Origin of the sequence: Roseimicrobium gellanilyticum (genome assembly GCF_003315205.1) — a bacterium.
Lineage (GTDB): Bacteria > Verrucomicrobiota > Verrucomicrobiia > Verrucomicrobiales > Verrucomicrobiaceae > Roseimicrobium > Roseimicrobium gellanilyticum.
In genome coordinates, this window is record NZ_QNRR01000010.1 from 190,148 (window position 1) to 212,319 (window position 22,172).

The window sequence follows — 22,172 nt, forward strand, 5'->3', positions numbered from 1 at the left end:
GGTGATGATGTTGGTACCCAGCACCATGGGGCCGGTGACTCTCCTCGGGGTCACGGGCGAGACGAAGGTGGAGCGCCGTTGAGCGTCCCTGCGAATTCATCTGACCCTTTCCCTTTATCAGCAATAGGCAATGAGCACGTCCCTCATTCTTGCACGTTTGAAGCAAATGGTGCGCGGCAGTACCCGCCGGTCGGGTGTGGCACTGGTGATGGTTTTGAGCAGCATGACGCTCATTGCCCTCCTGGTGCTGGTGTTCCTTTCCATGGCACGCATTGAGCAGCAGTCCTCATCTGCCTATGCGGACAGTGTCAATGTGCGCAGCCTGTCGGAAGTGCCCATCAACCTGGCGATTGCCCAGATCCGCAAAGGGACTGAGCAGCTTGGTGGCCAGAAGAACTGGACCTCGCAGCCGGGATTGATCCGCATCTTTGGAACGGAGGACGACGGTGGCCATCTCCGCTCCAAGGCTGTGGCCTTGCACAAGTTGTATTCGGATGACGTGATGGTCGTCACGAAGCCGGGAGCTACCGCAAGTACTGGCGGGCTGACTCCGGCGGAAGTCCGTGCCGCACTGGAAACGGATGTCACGGAAATGCAGGACTGGGATCAGAAAAAGGGCCTGTACGTGGATCTTAATGAGCCTGTGCCTGTGACGGGTCCGGGTAGCACCACCGCGGAATGGGAATTCCCCATCGCCGACCCCCGGGGGATGATGCCGGATGACGCAACTGGTCTGGCAGTGGACGGGTTCAAGGTTACCGGGGCTGTTTCCGGGACAAAGGTTCCTGGAAGCCGGACCGATTCCAGTGGTCGACTGCCGATGCCGGTGAAGTGGCTGTACATCCTGAAGGACGGCCGTGTGACTGCGCCGTTGACGTTGCAGGACGGCAAAGTCCGCTTCGGAGACCCGGTTCCCACGAAGGAGAATCCCATCGTGGGCAGGGTCGCTTTCTGGACTGACGACGAGTCCAGCAAGGTGAACATCAATACAGCATTGGAGGGAGTGCCTTGGGAGACTCCGCGGACGACCTCCAAACGCGACAAGGATTATGCGCAACGCATGCCTGCGCGGAATGAGTTTTCCAGGTATCCCGGTCACCCGGCGCAGACCTGCCTCAGTCCCGTGTTCCAGGCCTTTGGTCCGAGCTTTGTGATCAAACCTGACCTCACAGACGGAGTGCTTGCCACCCGATTGGAGAATCTGCACAAAATCAGTCCACGCTACAGGTGGGGAGGGACCAAGGGAGGGACTCAAAAGGCGACGGCTGCGATCCTGAATGACAAGACTGACCGCCTCTATGCAACGCTCGACGAGCTGTTGTACGACAAGGAAAGGCAACAGAATGCTCCAGATGAGCTGGATGGCCGTGACCTGGCGATTGCCAAGTTTGTGCTGACGACCAACAGCCGGGCTCCGGAACTCACTCCCTTCAACAAACCGAAGGTCATGCTCTGGCCGCTGTCTTACTCATCCGCGGAGAGAAATGCCTTCGATCGGTTGATGGCCATGTTGGGCAGCTCCGGAACGGAGGGCGGGAATTCGCGCAATGACGGATTCTATTTCGAACGGTATGCGAACGCAGACATCCCGTCCGGGAAGGTGGGATCTGGACACACCACGTGGGAAGATCTCAAGACGGATTCCAACCTCCGCAACTCGTCCATGCTGTCGAGCTACCTGGTGTGTGCCTTCGGGCATCCCAGCAACAACATGGTGCACTTCTTCCCCGGCTTTGTGGGATACTCGGACCCGGCGGACAAGAAGTCTTTCTCGTCCAAGTCAAAGTTCGGAACCGGCAAGCGCGACCAGATTCTCACGGAGATGCTGGATCTCCTGCGGTGGGGTGTGAATACGGAGAACACCATGGAGGAAAAGGATCAAAATGGTGTGGTCTACAAGTATCTGCCTCCGCACAACGACCCCAAGAACAACCCCACAAGAAGAGCAGAATCCTCTGCGGCGCCACTGAGCACCTTCAAGGAGTTTCCCGACGCTACGAATAACAAATATGCGGGTTTTCACACCAGCGTGAATAACGACGTGGTGAAGAACACCAAGGGCTTTGGGCGTTTCCCCACCTTCACCGAGGCGACACTCGTTTTCTTCCGGACAGACACTCCAGCTACGCCGACCACGCCTTCCAAGCCGGCGATGCAGGTGTACCTGATCGTGGAGCCATTTGCTCCGAGTTGCGGCCCGCCCGCATGGACGGCGAACTACCGCTATCGCGTCCTCTTTGAGAATCAGGCAGGGGGAAGATTTGCCGTCAAGATGGGGAGCGCAACCACAGCGAAGCCTCTGAACTTCCCCAAACCGCGCGACTACAGCGCTGCTACGGCTGCAGATCCGAAATATCAATCGACAGCACCATTCCGTGACATTCGCAGTCATTGGCCCGTGAGCATGGTGAACTTTCCCTCGGACCTGCTTGAAGGCGGAAATACCACGCCCTTCGCTGGTCTGCTCTCCCAGTTCAAGAGGGGGTACCACCGCGGTCCTCCCGATCCCATCGCCAAACCCTCGAAAACGGTCCGGCAGGACCCTGGCAATTTCAATTTCGGCGGCGACGGCACGCTCAATGACCAGCATGGAAACAATTTCCCATTCTACAGTGAGCTGATCGAGATCCCAGCCGGCGCGACGGAGTTCGACTTCACCGGTGGAAGCATGACTATCGCCACCTTCCTTGGGTGGACCGGAGATGACAAGCATCTTCCGGTGCAGAGGATCCGCATGCACTTCCCCGCGGTAAGACTGACGATTCCCAATGGTCCGCCCACCACGCTGCAGCAGAGGCTTTCGTTGCCCACCACTGCCACAGAGCTCCGGGATGGACTTATTCGAGCGGGAGATGTCACCCGTTCTGTGGAAGTGAATCCTGTAGGACCGGCAAAAGGTGATTTGAGGTTCTACTCCGCGCTCCACGATATTCCGACCATCGTCAATGGAGATGCCATTGACACCGCCAACTCCTATTTCATCCCCAGTCCGAATTACTTCAATATTCTGGCGATGCAGGATCACGGCCTCCGGGATGGAGCCTGGATGACTGAGCCGCAATTTGGTTCCGTCAGTACCGCCAATACGGCCGGTTCCCTGCTCAAGGGTGTCGTTTATCCTGCGGCCGCCACTCCGGCTGTCACTCGTGGATTGAACGGTGCATATCGCTCGGATGGCCGCCCCGGGGACTGGGACAACGGCATCGGCGGTATCGAAGATGGCCCTTATGTAAACAAACCTGATGAAGGCAATGGCGGGCTTCCGGAGGGAGGCTACTTCAGCCGCGGCGGCGAATATGCCTCGGAAGACGGCACCACCTTTTCTCCCAACCGCATGATCTCGTCTGCGGTCATCTTTGGGTCACTGCCTTCAGGGATTCACGGATTTATCAGTTATCCAAACTATCCTGGATATCAGAGTTCGCCGTGGGGACATCCCGCGCCATGGCAGACGCTTCTCTTCTGTCCAAATCCAGCCGGACGGACCACTCCGGCAAGTCAGGAGCCTGATACGAGTGACCATCCCGGTTTCACAACGCCAAGAGATCACCTCCTGCTGGATCTGTTCTGGATGCCTGTGATCGAACCGTACGCCATCAGCGATGGCTTCTCCACGGCTGGCAAGATCAACATGAACTACCAGATGATGCCGTTCACGCACATCGAACGCAGCACCGGCATGCATGCTGCATTGAAGAGCACGCAGGTAACCGCCATTCCTGTGTCCCAAGTGGGCGATTACAAGAAGCCCAGCGGCAGCTCCCTGGAGTTCCGCTATAACGTGAACACGGAGGCGACCTTGAAGGGCATCAAAAAGCGCTTCGATGTATGGGACGTTTACCGGACTCCATCGGAGATCTGCAATGTCTTCCTGGTGCCCCAGCGCATTCCCGGCGCCAGCTATGGCGCTGCTGCTGCGCCCCCCACCGAATATGATGACATGAATGAGTGGTGGAATGGCAGCCCCAATACGGCCGACGCGATGGACCTGACCGGTGACAATGTTCGTGAAGCCCCGTATGGACAGCTCTATCCGCGCCTCTGTACGCAATCGAACACCTTCACGGTGCACTACCGTGTCCAGACACTCAGAAAGGCGCGTAGTACGGCCGTTGACGTTTGGGAGGAGGGCAAGGACGCCGTCTCGGCCGAATACCGCGGGAGTTGTATGCTGGAGCGCTATCTTGACCCGAACGAAGAGGAGCTTGGCACGATAGGGGTCGGATCAGGCAAGTTCATCAATACCTGGGATGGGTTCTTCCGGTTCCGGGTGGTTCAAAACAAGCAGTTCGCCCGATGAAGTACGTTCACATAATCCGGTTTGCCCGCGCTCTTGGATTCTCCCTTGCGGAGGTGACGATGGCGGTTGGCATCACGGCCATAGGATCCCTGGCGCTCGTGGGGCTCATGCCCAGCGGTCTCGATTCTTTGCGCCAGTCTTCCGCGCAGGTGGCGGAAGCGAAGATCGTGCAGGCTGTGACGGCTGACTATCAAATGGCTGACTGGGGTACCAGGAAATCGGGGCAAAAACTTCCGGATCGCCAGTATTATTTTGATGACCGCGGCGTCCGGGTCGTGAAGACGGATAACTGGAAGTTCTATGAAGTGAGGACAACCGTCGACCCCGAATTGCCTGTGGTGAAGGGCGATCCCTCGGGAAACAAGTACCTCCGCCGTCTGATTATCAAGATCACGGATCGCCCGAATGCGGATGCCGCATTTGGTGATCCCCGCCAGTATCGAACCTACAACAGCATGGTGTCGCTCATCGAGCAGACGGACAGCGCGCTGCCCATTGTTTACTAAACCGCCATGCACACGGCACGAACAAACTGTGGCAAGAGGAGTGCTTTCACCCTGGTGGAGCTGCTCGTCAGCATCACTGTCCTGTCGGTCCTGATGATTGTGATCATGCAAATGGTCGACAATACCCAGTCCACCGTCGTCAGGCAGCAGTCCCGTGCGGAAGAGTTCAAGGACGCACGTGCGGCACTGGAGAATATCTCGCGGTCCCTTTCGAATGCCGTGATCAATTCGTACTGGGCATATGGGGACTCCAGTGTGGCGGGCAAGGTGAATTTCACAAGGCAGTCGGATGGGCACTTCATATCGGGCCCGGCCTCGGTTCTCCTCGGTCCTCCACATGCAGCCCCGGGCCATGGGGTCTTCTTCCAGGCGGCCGATGGCCATGTGCAGCTGCCCGGAGCCACCTCCAGCCTGGGAGATCCCTACAATCTCATTGTGTGCGCCGGATATTATGTGGATTTCAACAGTGATCTCAGCGCACGGCCTGAGTTCCTCGCGCAACGTACGGAGGTGAATCCTGAACGGCAGCGCTTCCGGTTGATGCAACTGCGCGTGCCGCCCGATCAAAGCTTGCTGTACAGTTCTACCTTGGATCTCAACAAGGCGGTATCCAAGGAGGGTGTGCTTCGCTGGTTTCGCGGGCCATTCCCGCCAGGTGGTGCCACCTGGCGCGAGCACTCCGTCGTACTGGCGGACAATATCCTGGCGCTCATCGCGGTGCCCCGCTACATCGCTGTGGAGATGGGGACCATCAGTGAGTCGACTTCCTCGGGGAAGGAGAACAGCACCACCACCACCAAGCCTGCGGAGAACTACTACTACGACAGCCGCGAGTATCAGTGGGGTGACAAGAATGAGAAGAGCCGTGCGAGTCATCATCAACTCCCTCCCGTAGTGGAATTGACCCTGGTAGCAGTTGAAGAGCGCTCCTATGAGGCGCTTGCTGAGAAAATGGGAACCAGTGCGCTGAAACAGAAAATTAACGACATTTTCGCCAATTTGTTTACCCAGCACGCCTCTTTCGATGCGGACATGAAAACGCTCGAAGCGGGGTTGATGGGACTCAAGCTTCAGCACCGCATATTCTCCACCAGCGTGCTGCTGCGTGGTTCCAAATGGATCATTGAAGAGCGCAAATCATGAAAAACATTTTCAGAGTCAGACCGGCTGCGGGTGCATTCACCCTGGTGGAAATGCTATTGGTGATCACGATCGTAGCGCTCTTGCTGGGTCTTGCTGGATCCTCCCTGAGTGGGACGTTGCAGTCGCAAACCCTTGCAGCCACGGCTCGCCAGCTTGGGGGTGATCTCGAATTCGCCGCGCTCCTGGCTCGCAAGGAAAACAGACCGGTCGATATCCTGTTCTACAAGTTCAAGCCGGGTGACGATCTGGGAGAGCACGCCTATCGAGGATATCAATTTGGAGTCTTGGAGGGCTTTAATGATAAGGGTGTTCCTGAATACAGATTTCTCACCGAGCCCAAGCGGTTCTCCAGGGGGGTCATTCTCTCACCGAGGCCGGAGCATAGCACGCTGCTGGCTTTGCCCGAAAAGCCTGTATCCATGCCGGGGGCCGGGGTGCCGGAGACCTCCAGTTATATCTCCTATCAGATTCGTCCGGATGGAACCACCACACTCGACCCGAAGCAAAAGCATGCGGTCACTCTCGTGATGGAAACGGACTTGGAGAAGGGGGATTTGCCACCGGACTTTCGCACGATTTTGATCAATCCGGTCACAGCAAGGGCGCGTGTCTACTGATCTGCATCCTCTGAAACAATCATACCACGGTGTGGCGATGAGTTGAATGTTGCTGCCGATCCCCCAACAGTTCTTGGTTGATTGCCATGACCGCCGCCAGCTTCGGCTAAGCAAATGGGCCACACGCGGAGTGGGCAAATTTCTCAATTTCTGAGGCGCATAAATTGTCGCTCAGCATGTGCTGTTTCAGGCAGCTCATGACAATGATCAACGCTGCCTCTGCCTTCCTCATCTTCGCCCGCTATGCGCCTCCTTACTGCAAGAAGATCTTCGCATTCCATCATCGCTGCTTTCCTCGCCGCCTTTCTCTCGGGGAGTGTATGCGCCGACGTTTTGCAATGGGACACAGGTATCGGGACGGCCGGGGTGCAGGATGGGGCGGGGACCTGGCAGGTTGGGAGCGGGAACTGGCTGAACCAGACCACTACGACGCCGGATGTGACCTGGTCGAACGGCAATGATGCCGTGTTTGGCGGGGGCACCGGAGCTGCTGGGACGGTGACACTTGGTGGTCCTATTTCAGCAAAGTCGATTACCTTCGAACCACCGGGAAGCGGTGCCTACACCATCACTGGGGATGTGCTGACCATTGTGGATGGATTGATCACGGTGAACTCTGCCACCGCTGCCATCAATTCCGTGGTAGCGGGAGGCTCCGGACTGACGAAGATGGGGGCTGGCACGCTTACCCTGGGTGGGACCAGCGCCAACACCTATACCGGCACGGCGTCGGTCAATGCAGGCATCCTGCTTCTCAACAAGACCGCCGGGCAAAACGCCATCACGGGGAATGTGAATATCTCCGGAGGTGGAAAATTGCAGTTCAATGCTGACCATCAAATCGCTGACGGCGCGGCTGTAAGCGTGGCTGGGACTTCCAGCGTGTTTAACGGGACCGGCGTCAATCAAGGAGTACGGAATCTGAACGAAACCATCGGCAGCCTCACCGTGGTCGGGGGTACGGTGAATAGTGGAGCTGGCTCCACGGGACTGGTGGTGACCGGCGTCGCCAGCTTCACTGGGGGGACGACGAGCGCCATCTTTGTCGGCAACAGTGCCGCACAAGTCTCGGTAAACGAACTGCGGATCACGGGCATGAATGCCGTGGCGGGTGCTGCCGTCGACACGGCGAACAGCTTTACCCTCTATGGAAATAACGCCACGACGCGGAGTACCTTGACCGTCGGTAGCGGCGGCCTCTTTTTGGATGGTAGCACGTTGAATTTGCGCCAGGGAGCCTCAGGCACCCAGGGCAGCAGGCTGGTCCTGAATGGAGACGTGACCACCTTGGGAACGACTTCTTCACGCATCAACCTTGATACGGCAGGAGGCACGGGAGGTTTGGTGGGAGTTGAGCTCAGCAGCACTGCGAGCGCGGTGAGCCGCACCTTCAATATCGGTGGTGGCGGCGCAAACCTCGCGGTGAGCGTCGGGCTGGTGAATGGCGCAGCGACTACAGCTTCGATTGTGAAGACCGGTGCAGGCACGCTCACGCTCTCGGCGGCAAATACCTACAACGGTACCACCACGGTGCAGCAGGGAGCGCTGAACCTGGATGGAATTGCCGGTTCTCTTGCTGGTACCTCTGCAGTCACCATCACCGGCGGCGCCTCTTTCAGGAATGGCAGCGCCACGGCGGCAACGAACAACGGTGTGACAAATCGCATCAACAGCGCGGCCACGCTCACGCTCGGCGGCGGCACATTCACACACGCAGTCGCGGCGGACGGAAACTCACACAACCAGACACTGGCCAGCCTGACCATTCTCCAGGGCGGCAGCACCATCAATGCGAATGGCATCACGGGAACCAATACGCTGACCTTCACGGGAGCGGGTGGTGGTGGCTATGTGCGGCAGGCCTTTGGCACGGTGAACTTCGCCGTGCCAGCCACGGGGTTCACGGTGACATTTGCCAATGCTCCGACCAGCGCTGGCGGCAGCAGTGTTTCGACAGGACCCAATTCCCTCCTCATCGGCGCTACCCTTAATGGGCGCGACTTCATTGTCGCGCAGGCTGGTGCGCTCACGGCCGCGACCTATGTGCCCACCGGAACGACGGATTGGGTGACCGGGGCGAACATGGACGTGACTGGCACCAACCCCGCACCGTACGCCGCCACCAACATCAACAGCCTGCGCTACAATACCGCCGGTGCCTTCACCGTGACGCTGACCGGCACACATACCATCGACAGCGGCATGATCCTGGTGACCGATCAGGTTGGCGCGAACGCTTCCACGCTCACGGGGGGGACGCTGCGAGGTTCCCTGAATGGCGAACTCATCGTGATGCAAAACAATCTGGGTGTGGCAGGCATGTTTACGATTGGCTCGAACATCGAGAACAATGGCGGAGCCACTGCACTGACCAAGGCCGGGCTGGGAATCCTTTCGCTGACAGGCACGAACACCTACACCGGCCAGACCGTCATTACGGAAGGCGTCTTGCGAGCGGTGGATGGCGTGGGGCTTTCCAGTGGCAGCAACCTCAACATTGCCGGGGGATTGTTCGCCCCGGGTTCGTCCGCGGACTTTACGCGTGCTCTGGGCTCTGGTGCCGGGGAGGTGCAGTTGACCGGCGCTGTCGGGGGCTTCACCGCGGTGGGCAATGCTGCCAACATCAATCTTGGCGGCGCAGGGGGAACCCTGCAGTGGGGCTCCGCTTTCTTCAATCCCACCGTCCTGACCCTGAATGATGCCAATGCCGACAACGTGCTGGACTTCAAGAATGGCATCGACCTCAACGGCGCTGTGCGCACCATCAGCACGACGGCTGCTGCTGCCAATACGGCGACCATTTCGGGAATCATCAGCAACAGCACTGGGACGGCAGGGCTCATCAAGATTGGCACCGGCACCCTGATCCTGTCCGGGGCCAATACCTACGGCGGCACCACCACCCTGACCCAGGGGGTGCTTGCTGCTGGGCATGACAGCGCGTTTGGTACCAGCACGGTGCTGCTGAATGGAGGCAACCTCCAGGCAGCGGGCGGCGCCCGTACTGTGGCGAATAACTTTGTGCTCAGTACAAACTCGACGGTCTCCGGCGCCAACTCGCTGAAGGTGACGGGGGACTTCACCTTTGGAGCCGACGGGAATGACATCACCAATTCCATGACGGCGGCTGCGGTGTTTGAACTGGCAGGCAATGTCTACCTTTCCAACTCCCAGAACTCGAGCTTCGTGGCGGAGTTCCTGGGTGGTGGCAATACACTCATCAGTGGTGTGATTGCCAACAACAGCGGGAACAATGCGCTGGCCAGCCACGTGTTCTTCAATGGCGCGGGAACCCTGCGTCTGACAGGGGTGAACACCTACACCGGGAGGACCCTGGCGGCGGGTGGTGGTGCCATTTCCATCTCGCAAGATCGCAATCTCGGCCAGGCTCCTGCTTCTCCAGTGGTGGACTCCATCATCCTTGCGAATCTGGGGCGCCTGCGCATTGAGGAGAGCTTCACGCTGGATGTGAACCGATCCATCGGCATTGGCAATAGCGGCGGTGGAGCTGCCACGGGCACGATTGAAGTCCTGCCAGACAAGACATTCACGGTGAATGGGACCGTCGCCGACCGCACGGTGAATCCCAACGGCACTGCTACCACCGGCCTGCCCAATGTGGGTTCTCTGACCAAGACGGGCAACGGCGTGCTGGTGCTCGGCGGAAACAACACCCACAGTGGCACCACTACTGTCAGCGCGGGCATTCTTCGCGTGGCATCGAATACGGCTCTGGGTAGCACGACCGGTGCTACCGTGGTCAGTTCAGGAGCGCACATTGAGCTCATGAATGGAGTCACGGTCACTGGAGAGACCATCACGCTCAATGGAAGCGGTCGTTCCGTGGCAACGCCAGGTTCGCCGGATGTGAATCGCGGTGCGCTGCAGGCGGCCGCAGGCGCTACAGCCACGTGGGCCGGGAACATCATCCTGAACAGCCTCACCAACAGCCGCATTGGTGCGCAGCAGAATGGCACCCTTATTGTCACCGGCGTCATCGATGACGGAGCGGCGAACAATGTGCTTCAGATTGGCGCCGATCATGTGGGGGGCACCGTCGTTCTCTCGGGAGCCAATACCTACGGAGATGGAATCACAGCCACCACGGAAATTGCTCGTGGCACCTTGCGCTTGGGCGCTGACAACACGCTCCCCACCGTGACGATACTGGACATCCACTTCTCCACGAACAACACGGAGCAGGCGACAGTGGATATGTTCGGATACGACCAGACCATTGCGCTGCTTCGCAACACGGGCAACTCCAATACCTTCGCAGCGCTCACGAACTCCAATGCTTATGAACTGAGCACGCTGACGATCAACCAGAACAGCAATTCCACCTATGGTGGGGTGATCACAGGCAACGTCTCCGTGGTGAAGAATGGCACGGGAACTCTCACGCTCACGAGGCTCAACACCTATTTGGGTGACACCATCATCAATGATGGAACCATCGCCCTGACCGGTGGCTCGGCGCTGCCGGACAATGCCGGATCTGGAGATGTCGTCATCAATGGCGGCAGCAGTGTCGCAGGCACGTTGAACCTTAACAACACCAACGAGGTCATCAATGGGCTGGAAGGTGGTGCGGGAGTCGTGGCAGGTCGTGTTGTCAATGATACGGCGACGGTTGGACTCCGCACACTCACGGTGGGAGCCAATGGGGGAGATGCGGTATTTACCGGCAACATCCTGGACAACAGCGGGACGGCCGGACTGGTGGGCACCGTTGGAATTTCAAAAATCGGACACGGTTCCCAGACGCTGGCCGGGACCAACACGTTCACAGGTCCAGTTACAGCTTACAATGGAAACCTCGTGCTCGATTTCTCCGCAGGTGGCACTCCGATCAACGGACAGTCCCTGGTGTTTGGCAACGGCACCATCACCTTCAAGGGAAACACCACGGGTGCCACGAATGTGAGCGTGGGAGGTGTCACGCTCAACTCCATCACCTCCAGCAAACTGGTGATCGACAACAATGGTGGGGCTGGTACGACGGTCACAACCAATGGCGTGTGGGCCTCCGGCAGTGGCACTTCCTCCCTGTTCATCGATCTTTCCAGCGGCGGGATCCTGAGAACAGCGACGGCCCTGCCCACTGCCGATGGGGCCGCGACGCCCCCTCCAGCCAATTCCGTATCCATCAAGAATGGCATCGTCATGGCGGGTACTTCCACCGGGAGTGCCAATGGCTACCGCGGGACCATCCTCGTGAAAGACGCCACGGGCATCGGTTTTGCCATGCAGGATGCTGGCACGCTTGAGATTCGTCGCTACACGGGTGCGACGTTGCTGACGGCTGTCTCCTCCCAGTCAGGTTCTGCCAACAACTACATCATGAACACGGATGTGGACCACTCTGCGGCGAACTTCCTTTTTTCCACCCTCCAGATCGACACGGGCAGCACGGCAGTCGCAGGAACCAGCATCGATCTGAACCTTGGCACTCGCCAGCTCCTGACCACCACTGCGTTCAATGGGCACGCCCTGCTGGTGACTGGAGCCAATGACGCCTCGATCACGGGAACCACGGCGGTATTGCAGAATTCTCTGTTCGTTTCCAACTACAGCACGGGGAAGTTCACGATTGACATCAACATGAACGGCATGGCTCTCGTCAGCAACGGGCCGGGGCTGGTCGTCTACAACCGCGCCAGTCCGGTCGGTGATCTGTATGTGGAGAATGGTGTCCTGCGGTTTTCCCAAGCGATGAACTTCAACACGGGCATACAGCGCATCTTGGGCGGGATCTTCGAAATCGGAGCCGACTTGAATGACACTGCCAACGGAGATTTCAGCCGTGGTGTCGGCGCGGCTGCGGGACAGGTGGCGCTCCTGGGTGATGGCGGGTTCAGTGCACACGGAGGCTCTCGCCTGGTGAGCCTTGGCGGTGACACTCCGACCAACCTTGTCTGGGGCGCTTCAAACTTCCTGGTCTCCGCGGCGGGTGGCGATGCGAATTACACCTTCAAGCTTGGCTCGGCCTACTCGGACTCCACGCTGACTTTTGCCAACGCCATCGATTTGGGTTCGCGCAGCCGCACGATTGAGGTGGGCAACGGTGTGAACGCCAATGATGTGGATGCACGTCTCACGGGCGTCCTCAGTGGTGCGGGCGGTGCACTGGAAAAGACGGGCACCGGAACCCTGGAAGTCACTGCCGCAAATACCTATGGCATGGGCACTACGATTGCTGCGGGCAAGTTCCTGGCAAACAACACGACGGGTTCCGCTACAGGCACGGGGAGAGTGGACGTCCTCTCTGGGGCCACCTTGGGGGGCACGGGCACAATCACAGCTTCCACCGGCACACGGCACATCACGGTCAACAGCGGTGCCACGCTGATGGTGGGCAGTACCCACGGCGTTGGCGCTGGTGGTGGTGGAGCAGCTTCTGCTCTTAGCTTGCAAACCAGCGATGGAGGCATCGTCACGCTGGGAGGAACGGTTCAGTTCGACATCTTTGGGAATACCAACAATGGATCGGGCGCCAATCCCACCACAGACAATGACGTGCTTCGTCTCACGAGTGCGACCTCCGTTGTCATTGATGGCAGCTTGGTCCTCGTCGATACCACCGGTGCGGCACTGAGTTGGGCGCTGGGATCCACCTGGCAGCTCATCGATTGGGCGAACGTATCAGCAGGGGTCCACAATTCCGGCACCTTTGATGACTTTGTCCTGCCAACCCTTGCTGAGGGTCTTGCGTGGGATACCTCGAAAATCTACACCGACGGCACCATCTCGATTGGCGCCGTGGTGCCGGAGCCGGGACGTGCGCTCTTGCTGATGGTAGGAGCTATTACCTTGGTGTTGCGCCGTCGTCGTTCGCGGATGTAGATCCGGCAGCTTGCCTGGTCTGTCATCAACCCAGTGCGCTCCGGCGGAATTGCTGCCGGTACGCGCGCGGGGAGGCGCCCATGAGGCGTTGGAACTGGCGATTGAAATTCGCCAGGTTCTCAAAGCCGCAGTCCAGCGCGATGTCCGCCACCTTGTCGTCTGTTTCTGCAAGGCGTGAGCAGGCACGGCCTACGCGGAGCTCATTCACGTATTGAGGCAGGGTCTTGCCCGTGCGGGTCTTGAAGAAGCGGCTGAAGGCTCCGGCACTCAGGCTGGCCCTGGCTGCCACGGCTTCGCGGGAGATGGGCTCCGTGAGGTGTTCATGGATATAGCCAAACACACGACCCATGCGGCCCTGGTCCGTCTCATGAAGCTCAGGACGAAATCCCGCGCTCGCCAGCGGTTTGAGGTCCTTGGACTGGGAAAGGTCCTGTAGGATCTGGAGCAACTCGATCACTTTGGGCAGGCCTGAGATCTTGGCCATGTTCTGCATGCGTTGCGCCACACGGTTGCGAGTGGAACCGCCAATCTGCAGGCCACGGTTGGCACGCTTTAGAAGCGCGCGCACGGGCTCCATCTCCGGTTTGCGCATGAAGTCTTCGCCAAGGAAGTCATCACGGAACCGGGTGACGATGGCATGCACGGCATCCGTGGCCATGGGTTTCTCCATGTCATCCTGGTGCCACACGTGGGGAACGTTGCCGCCCACGAGGACAAGGTCTCCGGAAGTGAGTGGAGAAATGCTGTCGCCGACCACGCGGTGTCCCCGGCTTTTGAGGACAAGCGTGAGCTGGTGTTCCGGGTGGAAGTGCCACTGGGCTCCATAGCCGCTCCCCTGCACCACTTCGCAGTGGAAGGACTCCCACTCCCGCTGGGGAGTGTTTTCAAGCACGGGCCGTGCCTTGGTGGTGTGTCGCATGGTGTATAACAAAAGTATCAGTTTCTTGGCGGAGGGCAATGGTGTTGTTTTTTCCGCGTGCACATAATCCAGCTTTCGAGGGTCTGAAAATTCGAACTACAATTGTAGTTGACTGGTGCACTACAACTGTAGCATGATGGGCGCATGTCATTGCCAGCTGTTTCAAATTCCGAATGGACTGTCATGGAATACCTGTGGGAAGAATCCCCGCAGACCGCCGCGGAGGTGATTGCGGGGTTGCGTGAATCCACGGGCTGGGCGCCCAATACGGTCCGCACACTTCTTACACGGTTGGTGGAGAAGGGTGCCTTGCGCGCGAAGGACAACGAGGCGGGTGTCCGCGAGTATGCGCCGGCGGTGAAGCGGGATGCCGTGGTGAGGGCGGAGAGCAAGACCTTCCTGCAGCGTGTCTTCCGCGGTGCGGAGAAGACCTTGCTCGCCCATTTCGCCGCCAATGCCAGGCTCACTCCTGAGGAGGTGAAGGAGCTCAAGAGGTTACTCGATGAAAATGTAAAGCCAAAGCCATGAATCTGCCCGCACTCCACGCCGTGCTTCCCGCACTCACGGAAGCGTTTGATTTTGTGCTCCGTGCTTCGTTGCTGGCTGCGGTCGCCATTCTCATGGTGGTGAGCATCCGGTGGACACTTGGGTCACGCCTGGCCCCGGCTGCACGGGGGTGGTTGTGGTTCCCTGTGGTCTTGCTTTGTCTCAGTCCCCGACTCCCGTCGTTCATCGGGTGGAATGTTTCCCCAGAGGGGATCGCCAAACCTGTGCGTGAAGTATTCGAGCCGGCGCTCGGGCCGATTGTGGTGCGTGGTGAGCCGCAGCTCCTGAAGGACGCAGGGATGCCTGCACCGCAGGTGGTCCGGGCAACGATGTCCATCAGAGAGGCACTGGCCATTGCATGGGGTGCGGGCAGTGTTTGCCTCGGCGCCTTCTGGCTCATCGCCTATGTGGGTCTGTGGAGGAGAGTGAGGCGTGAACAGGGCGCTGTCAGTGAACGTTTGAGAGAAGAGTTCCGCGACTGTGTTCTCAAGGCAGGACTGCGCCGTGTGCCCCGTCTGCTGGTGACCGGAGCGGTGGACAATCCTGCGGTGGCTGGGCTGTGGCGGCCGACCGTGCTTGTGCCACCGGGATTGTTGGAGTCGATGGACCGTTCGTCGTTGCGGCATGTGCTGCTGCATGAACTCGGCCACATCCGGCGCATGGACCTCTGGTTGCACTGGGCGTCGGCACTGATGGTGGTGTTGCATTGGTTCAATCCGCTCGTATGGCTTGCGGCTCGCAAGTTCCGTGTGGATCGTGAGGCTGCGTGTGATGCTGCAGTCATTCATGCCATTGACGGACAGGCGCACGCCTATGGCGAGACGCTCCTGGCTCTCGGCTCACGTGCGGTGCCGTCCTTCGCGCCACGACTGATGGCAGGGATGCTGGGAGGCGCCGACATGGTGAAGCAGCGCATCGTGGATATCACCCGCAGGGACAGAAACTCGCGCATGGCTGCGTGCTTTGCCTTCGTGGTAGTGCTGAGCGGTGCCGGGATGCTGGCAGTCGTCGCGGCAGAACCCGCGCCACCGACGACCATCGCAGAAACGAAGCCGGCTGCAGAAAAGGATGCGGCATCGCCTTCGTTCAAAACTGCTGCCAAGGAACTCTACACGCGCACCTTCAGAGTGCCGCCGGATTTCCTCACCTGGATTCAAGAACAGGGTCCGCAAGACAATCCTGCGCGTGGGGAGGAGAAGAAGCCAAAGCCCACGGCGGTGGTCCTGCTCAAGCAACTCGGTGTCCCTTTCCCAGAAGGAGCTTCAGCCACTTTTGTACCGTCCACTTCCCAGCTCATTGCGAGGAACACCGCGGACAATCTGGATCTCATCGAAGCCATCATCGATGCCAGGCAGACTGCCACGATTCGCCAGATCTATGTGACGAGCCATGTGGTGGTCTTCAAGGAAGGCAGCAAACCGAATCTGCTGGGGCCCATGCAGCCTGCGCCAGAGAAAAGCGAGACGGCCGCGGAGCCCATTTCAGGCACGCCTGCACCTCCTCTGGTGGTACATCCGGCAGCCGGGAACCCCGCGCCATTCGCGGTGAGCGGCGTCTTCACGGATCCCCAGTTCCAGGTGCTGTTCCGGGCACTGATGGGCAAGGGGGTGCCGGCTCCCGATGGCAAGCCCGATGACACTTCGTACGATGCTTGGCTAAAGACGCTCGCCGGCCAGGTGCAGACGGTCGTCAGAATGCCATCCGTGGTCACCCGGAATGGGCAAAAAGCCACGGTCGAGGTGGTGCGCGAGTTCATCTTTCCCACGGCGTATGATCCGGTCCAGGGCGCGACGAAAGATACCCATCCCAAACTGGTGCCCACCCATTTTGAGATGAAGCCGGTGGGCTTTCTGCTGGATGTGGAGCCTGTCATCGGGGCGGATGGATACACATTGGATCTGGTTCTGGCACCTCAAATGCCATCCTTCATCGGGTGGACGGAGTATCCCGTGGCCGATGGTGAGAAGATCAAGAACCCCGCTTTCGAGAGCAGAAAGGTCAGCACCTCGGTGACCATCTGGGATGGCCAGACTGTGGCGTTCTCGGGTGAATCGTCCGTTTCTCCCTTCCTCCTGGATCCCTCGCTCAAAGGTGAGGCGGCGACCCTTTCCAAAGTTCATCCGGTGATGATCTTTGTCACCGCCGCGATGATTGACCCCAGTGGCAATCCGGTGGGCAAGCCGGTGCAGAAGGGGGAAAAGAATGATACACCGGAGAAGGCACCCGATCCTCAGGCAAAGGGGGGCAAGGCAGCGACAGCAGGTGGCGTGACCTCCAAGCGGGCGCGACTGCAGTTTCATGTGCCCAAGCCTGGTACTCGGGAACTCGACAGGGAACCGACAGCGGCATTTACCGAGTCACAGCTGGCGATTCTTCTAGGCAAGGAACTGCGCACGCGGGCGGTGAAACGTGTGGCGATGTTGTATCCGAACATCGCTCCGGTGCCCGTTGACCTTGGCATTGCCCGTCTGCCTGAGAGCGGACAGGTGATCGTCGAAGCATCGGGAACAAGCGAGGCTTATGTCCGATATTTTCTGGATGGTCTGCTGGATGAGCTCATGGCTGTGCGCAAAGAGGCCATGGAGAAGATTGCGTATGGAGCCTTGGGGAAGATCCTCCAAGAAGTGCTTGCATCGCAAAAGGAGGTGAAAACGCTGACCGAACACCGTGATCACATGGCCAAAGGAGGAGCACCCAAGGAAGAGATCGACAAGATCAATGCGGAGCTGGAGCGCGAGACTGAAAACCTTCGCGTGTGGACACAGAAGCTGCAACAAGCGGAGGAAGCCCACGGTGTGACGAGTAGCATCGACATTCTTGAGCGCCCTGCACCCGCAAAGGAAAACCAATAGAGCTCTGTGTGCTCTTGAGAAGCCCAAGTCATGAATTCACCAACTCTCTCCACGCTGTCCCTGGTGTTTGACTACGTGCTTCGGGCGTCGCTGCTGGGAGCGGCTGCCATCGCTCTGGTGCTCCTCATCCGGTGGATGCTGGGTCGTCGCCTCGCGCCGGGGGCGCGAAGCTGGCTCTGGTTTCCGGTGGCCGTGCTGTGCCTGAGCCCGCAGCTGCCAGGTCTGGTGGGCTGGGCTTTCACGGCGGAGGCGCTCCCCACACCGGTAAGGAAGGCGGTCGCAGTGGAGGACTACCCCGCGGTCGTCGTGCAAGGTGAACCCGAGCCTTTGTTGGAAGCGCCGGATCCGGTGATACCCGCAGCGCCTGTCGCTCGCTTCTCCGTGAGAGAAAAGATGGCGCTGGCCTGGGCTGCGAGCGCCCTCACCATTCTCCTCTTTTGGCTGGCAGCATATGCGGGACTGTGGCGTCGTCTCCGACACCAGCAGGAACCGGTGAGCGAAGGTCTTGCGGCTGAGTTTCGGGTTTGTGCAAGTCTGTCTGGACTCAAGCGCCTGCCGCGATTGATGGTTTCAGCCGCGGTGGAGAGTCCGGCAGTGGCAGGACTCTGGCGTCCTGTGGTACTCATGCCACCTCGTCTCGCCGAGTCCCTGGGGGAGGAGGCTTTGCGACATGTTCTGCTGCATGAGCTGGCCCACATCAAGAGAAGGGACCTCTGGCTGCATTGGGCATCCGCACTGGTAGTGGCCGTGCATTGGTTCAATCCGTTGGTATGGATCGCGTCGCGCAAGTTTCGCGGTGACCGAGAGTCTGCTTGTGATGCCGCGGTGATTGGGCTGGGTGAGAACCGGGCACACGCGTATGGGCAGACATTGCTGACATTGGAGACCCGTGTGACGCAGACGGTGGCCCTGCGACTCATGGCAGGTATCCTTGGCGGCGCGGATCTGGTTCGTCAGCGCATCGTGGATATCACACGCTTGGGGAAAACTTCGAGACGCGCGGCGTGGTCGGCGTTCTCCATGGTCTTGGGTGGTGCTGCTGTCATTGCGCTCGCCGCTGCTGAGCCAGCCGCACCCAAGGTGATTCCGCCCAGTACCAAAGAGGCGACGCCATCGTCCTCTTCCGAGGAACTGTACACACGTACCTACCGTGTATCTCCGGACTTTCACACCTGGAGGCAAATCCCGACGCTTGAATCCTGGAGGATCACCGATGGCAATGCTTCACGAAGGAATGCAATCGAAGTTCTGAAGGAGCTCGGAATCCCTTTTCCCGAAGGGGCAAGTGCGACTTTCATACCTTCCACCTCCCAATTGATTGTGAGGAACACGACAACGAACCTGAATTTGATCCGAGGGATCGTGGATGCCAAGCTGAACACGCCCGTGAGGCAGGTCTATATCCGAAGTCACCTGGTGGTATTCAAGGAGGGAATCAGCCTGCCGGTACTCCCTGGAGCGTCTGCTGGAACACTCGAGAAGCCGGCATCCCTGAAAACACCAGCGAAAGCAGGAGAAGGCTCGCTGAGTACGCAGCAGCATCCCGGAGCGCCTCCTGAGACCTCGATGCACGTTGCTGGTGCGTTCACAGATGCCCAATTCCAAGTCCTCCTCAAGAGTCTGATGGGGAAGGGCACGCCATCCGCCAACACTTCTGGGAACGGTGCCTCTTTTGATCTGACCGATCTCGCACCCCAAGTAGAGGCGGTGATTGGTCTTCCTCCCATCACCACCCGCAGCGAACGCAGGGGCACGCTGGAGGTGGCGCGAGATTTCATTTACCCCACCGAGTACGACAGAAAGGAGCCGGCGGAGCAGGGCGAGTCTGCGCTGTATGTGCCAAAGAAGTTTGAGATGCGGCCCATCGGTATCCGGCTGGAGATCGATCCAGTTGTCAGTCCTTTTGGGAATACGTTGGAGCTTGATCTCGGACCCGAATTGCAAGGCTTCATGGGGTGGGCCGATGCTCCCGCGGTGGGCGGTGGGACCGTGAAAACCCCGATCTGCAATACAAGCACGGTGCACACCGTGGTCACCATGCAGGACGGCCACACGATTGCTTTTGGAGGTTACGCCTATGTGGCGGCCTTCCTCATGAATTCCGCATTGAAGGGAGAGGAGGCGCTGATTTCGAAGAAGCATCCTGTCATGATCTTTGTCACTGCCATGATGGTCGACCCCAGTGGGCAACCGCTAAAGAGCGAGGTGCCAGCGGTAGAAAAGAATGGTGCTTCGGAGAAAGCATCGTCAGTGAGACCTACGGGTGCTGCGGTGGTCGTCCTTGGTACACCGTCCGTCAGCCGGGCGGTCATCGATGTTGGTCCGGGTGTGGTCTATACCGGTCAGCCTGATGAGGCAGCTGTCGCGAAGTTTGTTCATGAGCAGATTGAACTTTTGCAGAGCCCGGAAATTCGCAAGCGTGCCGCGGACCGCACGGAGACTTATCATCCCTACGTTGCTCCCGTCCCGATAAAGCTCTCGGCAAGTCGGATGCTGAAAACGACCCAGGTGGAAGTGACTGCCACCGGAACGAGTGCGGACTACACCCGATTTTTCCTGAAGCGCTTGCTGGAAGTGCTGATCGCACAGCGGAAGGAGGTCATGGAAGAATCGACTCTCGGTGTGGCTTCAAAAGCGGTGTTAGCCGTCGTCGAAAAAACGCAGGAGGTGGAATTGCTGACCGAGGAACAAAAAAATGCCACAGACCGGAAGGCCCCTCAGGGGAGGCTGGACAAGATAAAGGCGGACCTCGGCCGCACCCAGGAAGAGCTTCGTGTGGCAAGGGAAAAGCTCGTGCAGATGGATGTCGCCACCATCCATCGCGAGACCAAGTTTTTTGAACTCCAGATTTTGGAGCATCCGACTTCTGCCGAGGTAAAATAGTGGCACTGCGGTCGGGTGGCGGCCCTCTTTCAAAATGCCCGAATCACTTTTGTATCACAAGGCATTGCCCCCAGCGTAGCAGCTTGCTCCCGTACGCGGTAGCCTGTGGACATGGGCAAAGAGTACAGCATCACCCCCGTCTCCGTTCCTCGCGTGGAGACGAAGCATCGTCGTATCAACACGGCACTTCCGCATCCGGATTCCGTGCCTGTTTTGGAGAAGCTGCGTTCCCTTGAGCCCATTTCCATGCGTGGTATGCCGCCCATCGTCTGGGACAAGGCGGAGGATTACTATGTGTACGACCGCCATGGCAACCAATGGCTCGACTGGAGCAGCGGCGTGCTGGTGACCAATGCCGGCCACGGCGTGAAGGAAGTGCGCGATGCCATCATCGCCCAGGTGCAGAGTGGGCTGCTGCACAATTATGTTTTCCCCAGCGAAGAGCGCGCCGAATTGACGGAACTGCTCATCTCACTGGCACCGGCAGACCTGAAGAAGGTCTTCCTCCTCACTACCGGCTCGGAAGCGACCGAGTGTGCGATCAAGCTTTCACGCTCGCACGGCATCAAGGTGGGCGGACGCGGCAAGATTGGCATCATCGGCTTTGAGCGCGGCTTCCACGGCCGCACGCTGGGTTCCCAGCAGGCCGGTGGCATGGCCGGGCAGAAGAACTGGATTGTGAATGAAGACCCGGCGATCTTCACCGTGCCCTTCCCGGACGGCTACTGGCAGCCAGATGTGACCTTTGATTGCTTCCTGAAGGCGATCGAGCAGCGTGGTCTCAAGCCGGAGAACATCGCTGGCGTGATGATGGAAACCTACCAGGGCGTGGGTCCCGACTTCGCTCCCACCGAGTACGTGCGCCAGCTCGCCGAGTGGTGCCGCAAGCATCAGATCGTGCTCACCTTCGATGAAGTGCAGGCGGGCTTCGGCCGCACGGGCAAGTTCTGGGCGTTTGAGCACTACGGCCTCGCCCCTGACCTCATCTGCTGTGGGAAGGGTATCAGCAGCTCGCTGCCGCTCTCGGCGGTGATTGGTCGTGCAGAAATCATGGATCAATTCCCTCCGGGCTCCATGACCAGCACACACACGGGGAATCCTGTCTGCTGCGCGGCTGCCATGGCGGCGATTCGCAAGATCCTGCGTGAGAAGATGACGGAGAACGCCGCCGCGCTGGAGCCCGTGCTCCTTGCCGGACTGAAGAAGATCCAGGCCCAGCATCCTGCTGTCATCGGCCATGTCACGGCCAAGGGGCTCGTCGCAGGCATGCAGACGGTCAAGGTCGGGACGAAGGACCCGGACCACGATCTCGCTCATCGCATCATTGAGCTTTGCTACCAGAAGGGACTCCTTCTTTTCGCACCGGTGGGTGCCTGGGGGCAGACGGTGAAAATCGCGCCACCGCTGAGCATTCCGAAGGATGCGCTGGAGGAAGGTCTCATTGTCCTGGAGGAAGCGACTGCCCAGGCGGTTTCCGAGTTGGTCGGAGAGCCCGTGCTGCGCGCCGCCTGAGGCGTGCAGCAGATTCGAGTGAGGTGCGCGGCGGAGACAAGCTTGCAT

The 22,172-nt window shown here is 59.1% G+C and carries 10 protein-coding genes; 9 read left to right on the forward strand and 1 reads right to left on the reverse strand.

Features of this window, described 5'->3' with window-relative positions; translation table 11 throughout:
- The first annotated feature begins 130 nt into the window (after positions 1–130).
- The 5 genes from vccA to DES53_RS24170 all read left to right on the forward strand — a co-directional run bounded on the left by vccA (position 131) and on the right by DES53_RS24170 (position 13,412).
- A complete protein-coding gene (gene vccA / locus DES53_RS24150; RefSeq protein ID WP_113960896.1) occupies positions 131–4,300 on the forward strand; it encodes a Verru_Chthon cassette protein A in 4,170 nt (1,389 codons plus the stop codon).
- Positions 4,297–4,806 (forward strand): Verru_Chthon cassette protein B, encoded by a 510-nt coding sequence (gene vccB, locus DES53_RS24155; RefSeq protein ID WP_113960897.1) that lies wholly within the window; start codon positions 4,297–4,299, stop codon positions 4,804–4,806. The genes vccA and vccB overlap by 4 nt, the downstream gene beginning before the upstream one ends.
- A gap of 6 nt (positions 4,807–4,812) precedes the next feature.
- Positions 4,813–5,949: a Verru_Chthon cassette protein C gene (vccC, locus tag DES53_RS24160; protein WP_113960898.1), complete on the forward strand. Its 1,137-nt coding sequence runs from the start codon at positions 4,813–4,815 to the stop codon at positions 5,947–5,949.
- Complete coding sequence (vccD, locus tag DES53_RS24165) at positions 5,946–6,566, forward strand: Verru_Chthon cassette protein D (RefSeq protein ID WP_113960899.1); 621 nt, start codon at positions 5,946–5,948, stop codon at positions 6,564–6,566. The genes vccC and vccD overlap by 4 nt, the downstream gene beginning before the upstream one ends.
- 243 nt (positions 6,567–6,809) lie before the next feature.
- On the forward strand, positions 6,810–13,412 hold the full coding sequence (locus tag DES53_RS24170; protein WP_113960900.1) for an autotransporter-associated beta strand repeat-containing protein: 6,603 nt from the start codon (positions 6,810–6,812) through the stop codon (positions 13,410–13,412).
- A gap of 25 nt (positions 13,413–13,437) precedes the next feature.
- Here DES53_RS24170 and DES53_RS24175 read toward each other — a convergent pair whose 3' ends face one another.
- Positions 13,438–14,331, reverse strand: coding sequence for a helix-turn-helix domain-containing protein (locus DES53_RS24175; protein WP_113960901.1), 894 nt, complete (start codon positions 14,329–14,331; stop codon positions 13,438–13,440).
- A 144-nt stretch (positions 14,332–14,475) separates the two neighbouring features.
- On the opposite strand from DES53_RS24175, the gene DES53_RS24180 reads away from it, so the two are divergent.
- The 4 genes from DES53_RS24180 to DES53_RS24195 all read left to right on the forward strand — a co-directional run bounded on the left by DES53_RS24180 (position 14,476) and on the right by DES53_RS24195 (position 22,124).
- The gene (locus DES53_RS24180; RefSeq protein ID WP_113960902.1) at positions 14,476–14,859 is read left to right on the forward strand and encodes a BlaI/MecI/CopY family transcriptional regulator; all 384 of its coding nucleotides are present in this window, start codon (positions 14,476–14,478) and stop codon (positions 14,857–14,859) included.
- On the forward strand, positions 14,856–17,729 hold the full coding sequence (locus DES53_RS24185; RefSeq protein ID WP_113960903.1) for a M56 family metallopeptidase: 2,874 nt from the start codon (positions 14,856–14,858) through the stop codon (positions 17,727–17,729). Before DES53_RS24180 ends, DES53_RS24185 begins: the two co-directional genes overlap by 4 nt.
- 30 nt (positions 17,730–17,759) lie before the next feature.
- On the forward strand, positions 17,760–20,612 hold the full coding sequence (locus DES53_RS24190) for a M56 family metallopeptidase (RefSeq protein ID WP_113960904.1): 2,853 nt from the start codon (positions 17,760–17,762) through the stop codon (positions 20,610–20,612).
- Positions 20,613–20,723: 111 nt separating this feature from the next.
- Positions 20,724–22,124 (forward strand): aspartate aminotransferase family protein, encoded by a 1,401-nt coding sequence (locus DES53_RS24195; RefSeq protein ID WP_113960905.1) that lies wholly within the window; start codon positions 20,724–20,726, stop codon positions 22,122–22,124.
- Positions 22,125–22,172: the final 48 nt, after the last annotated feature.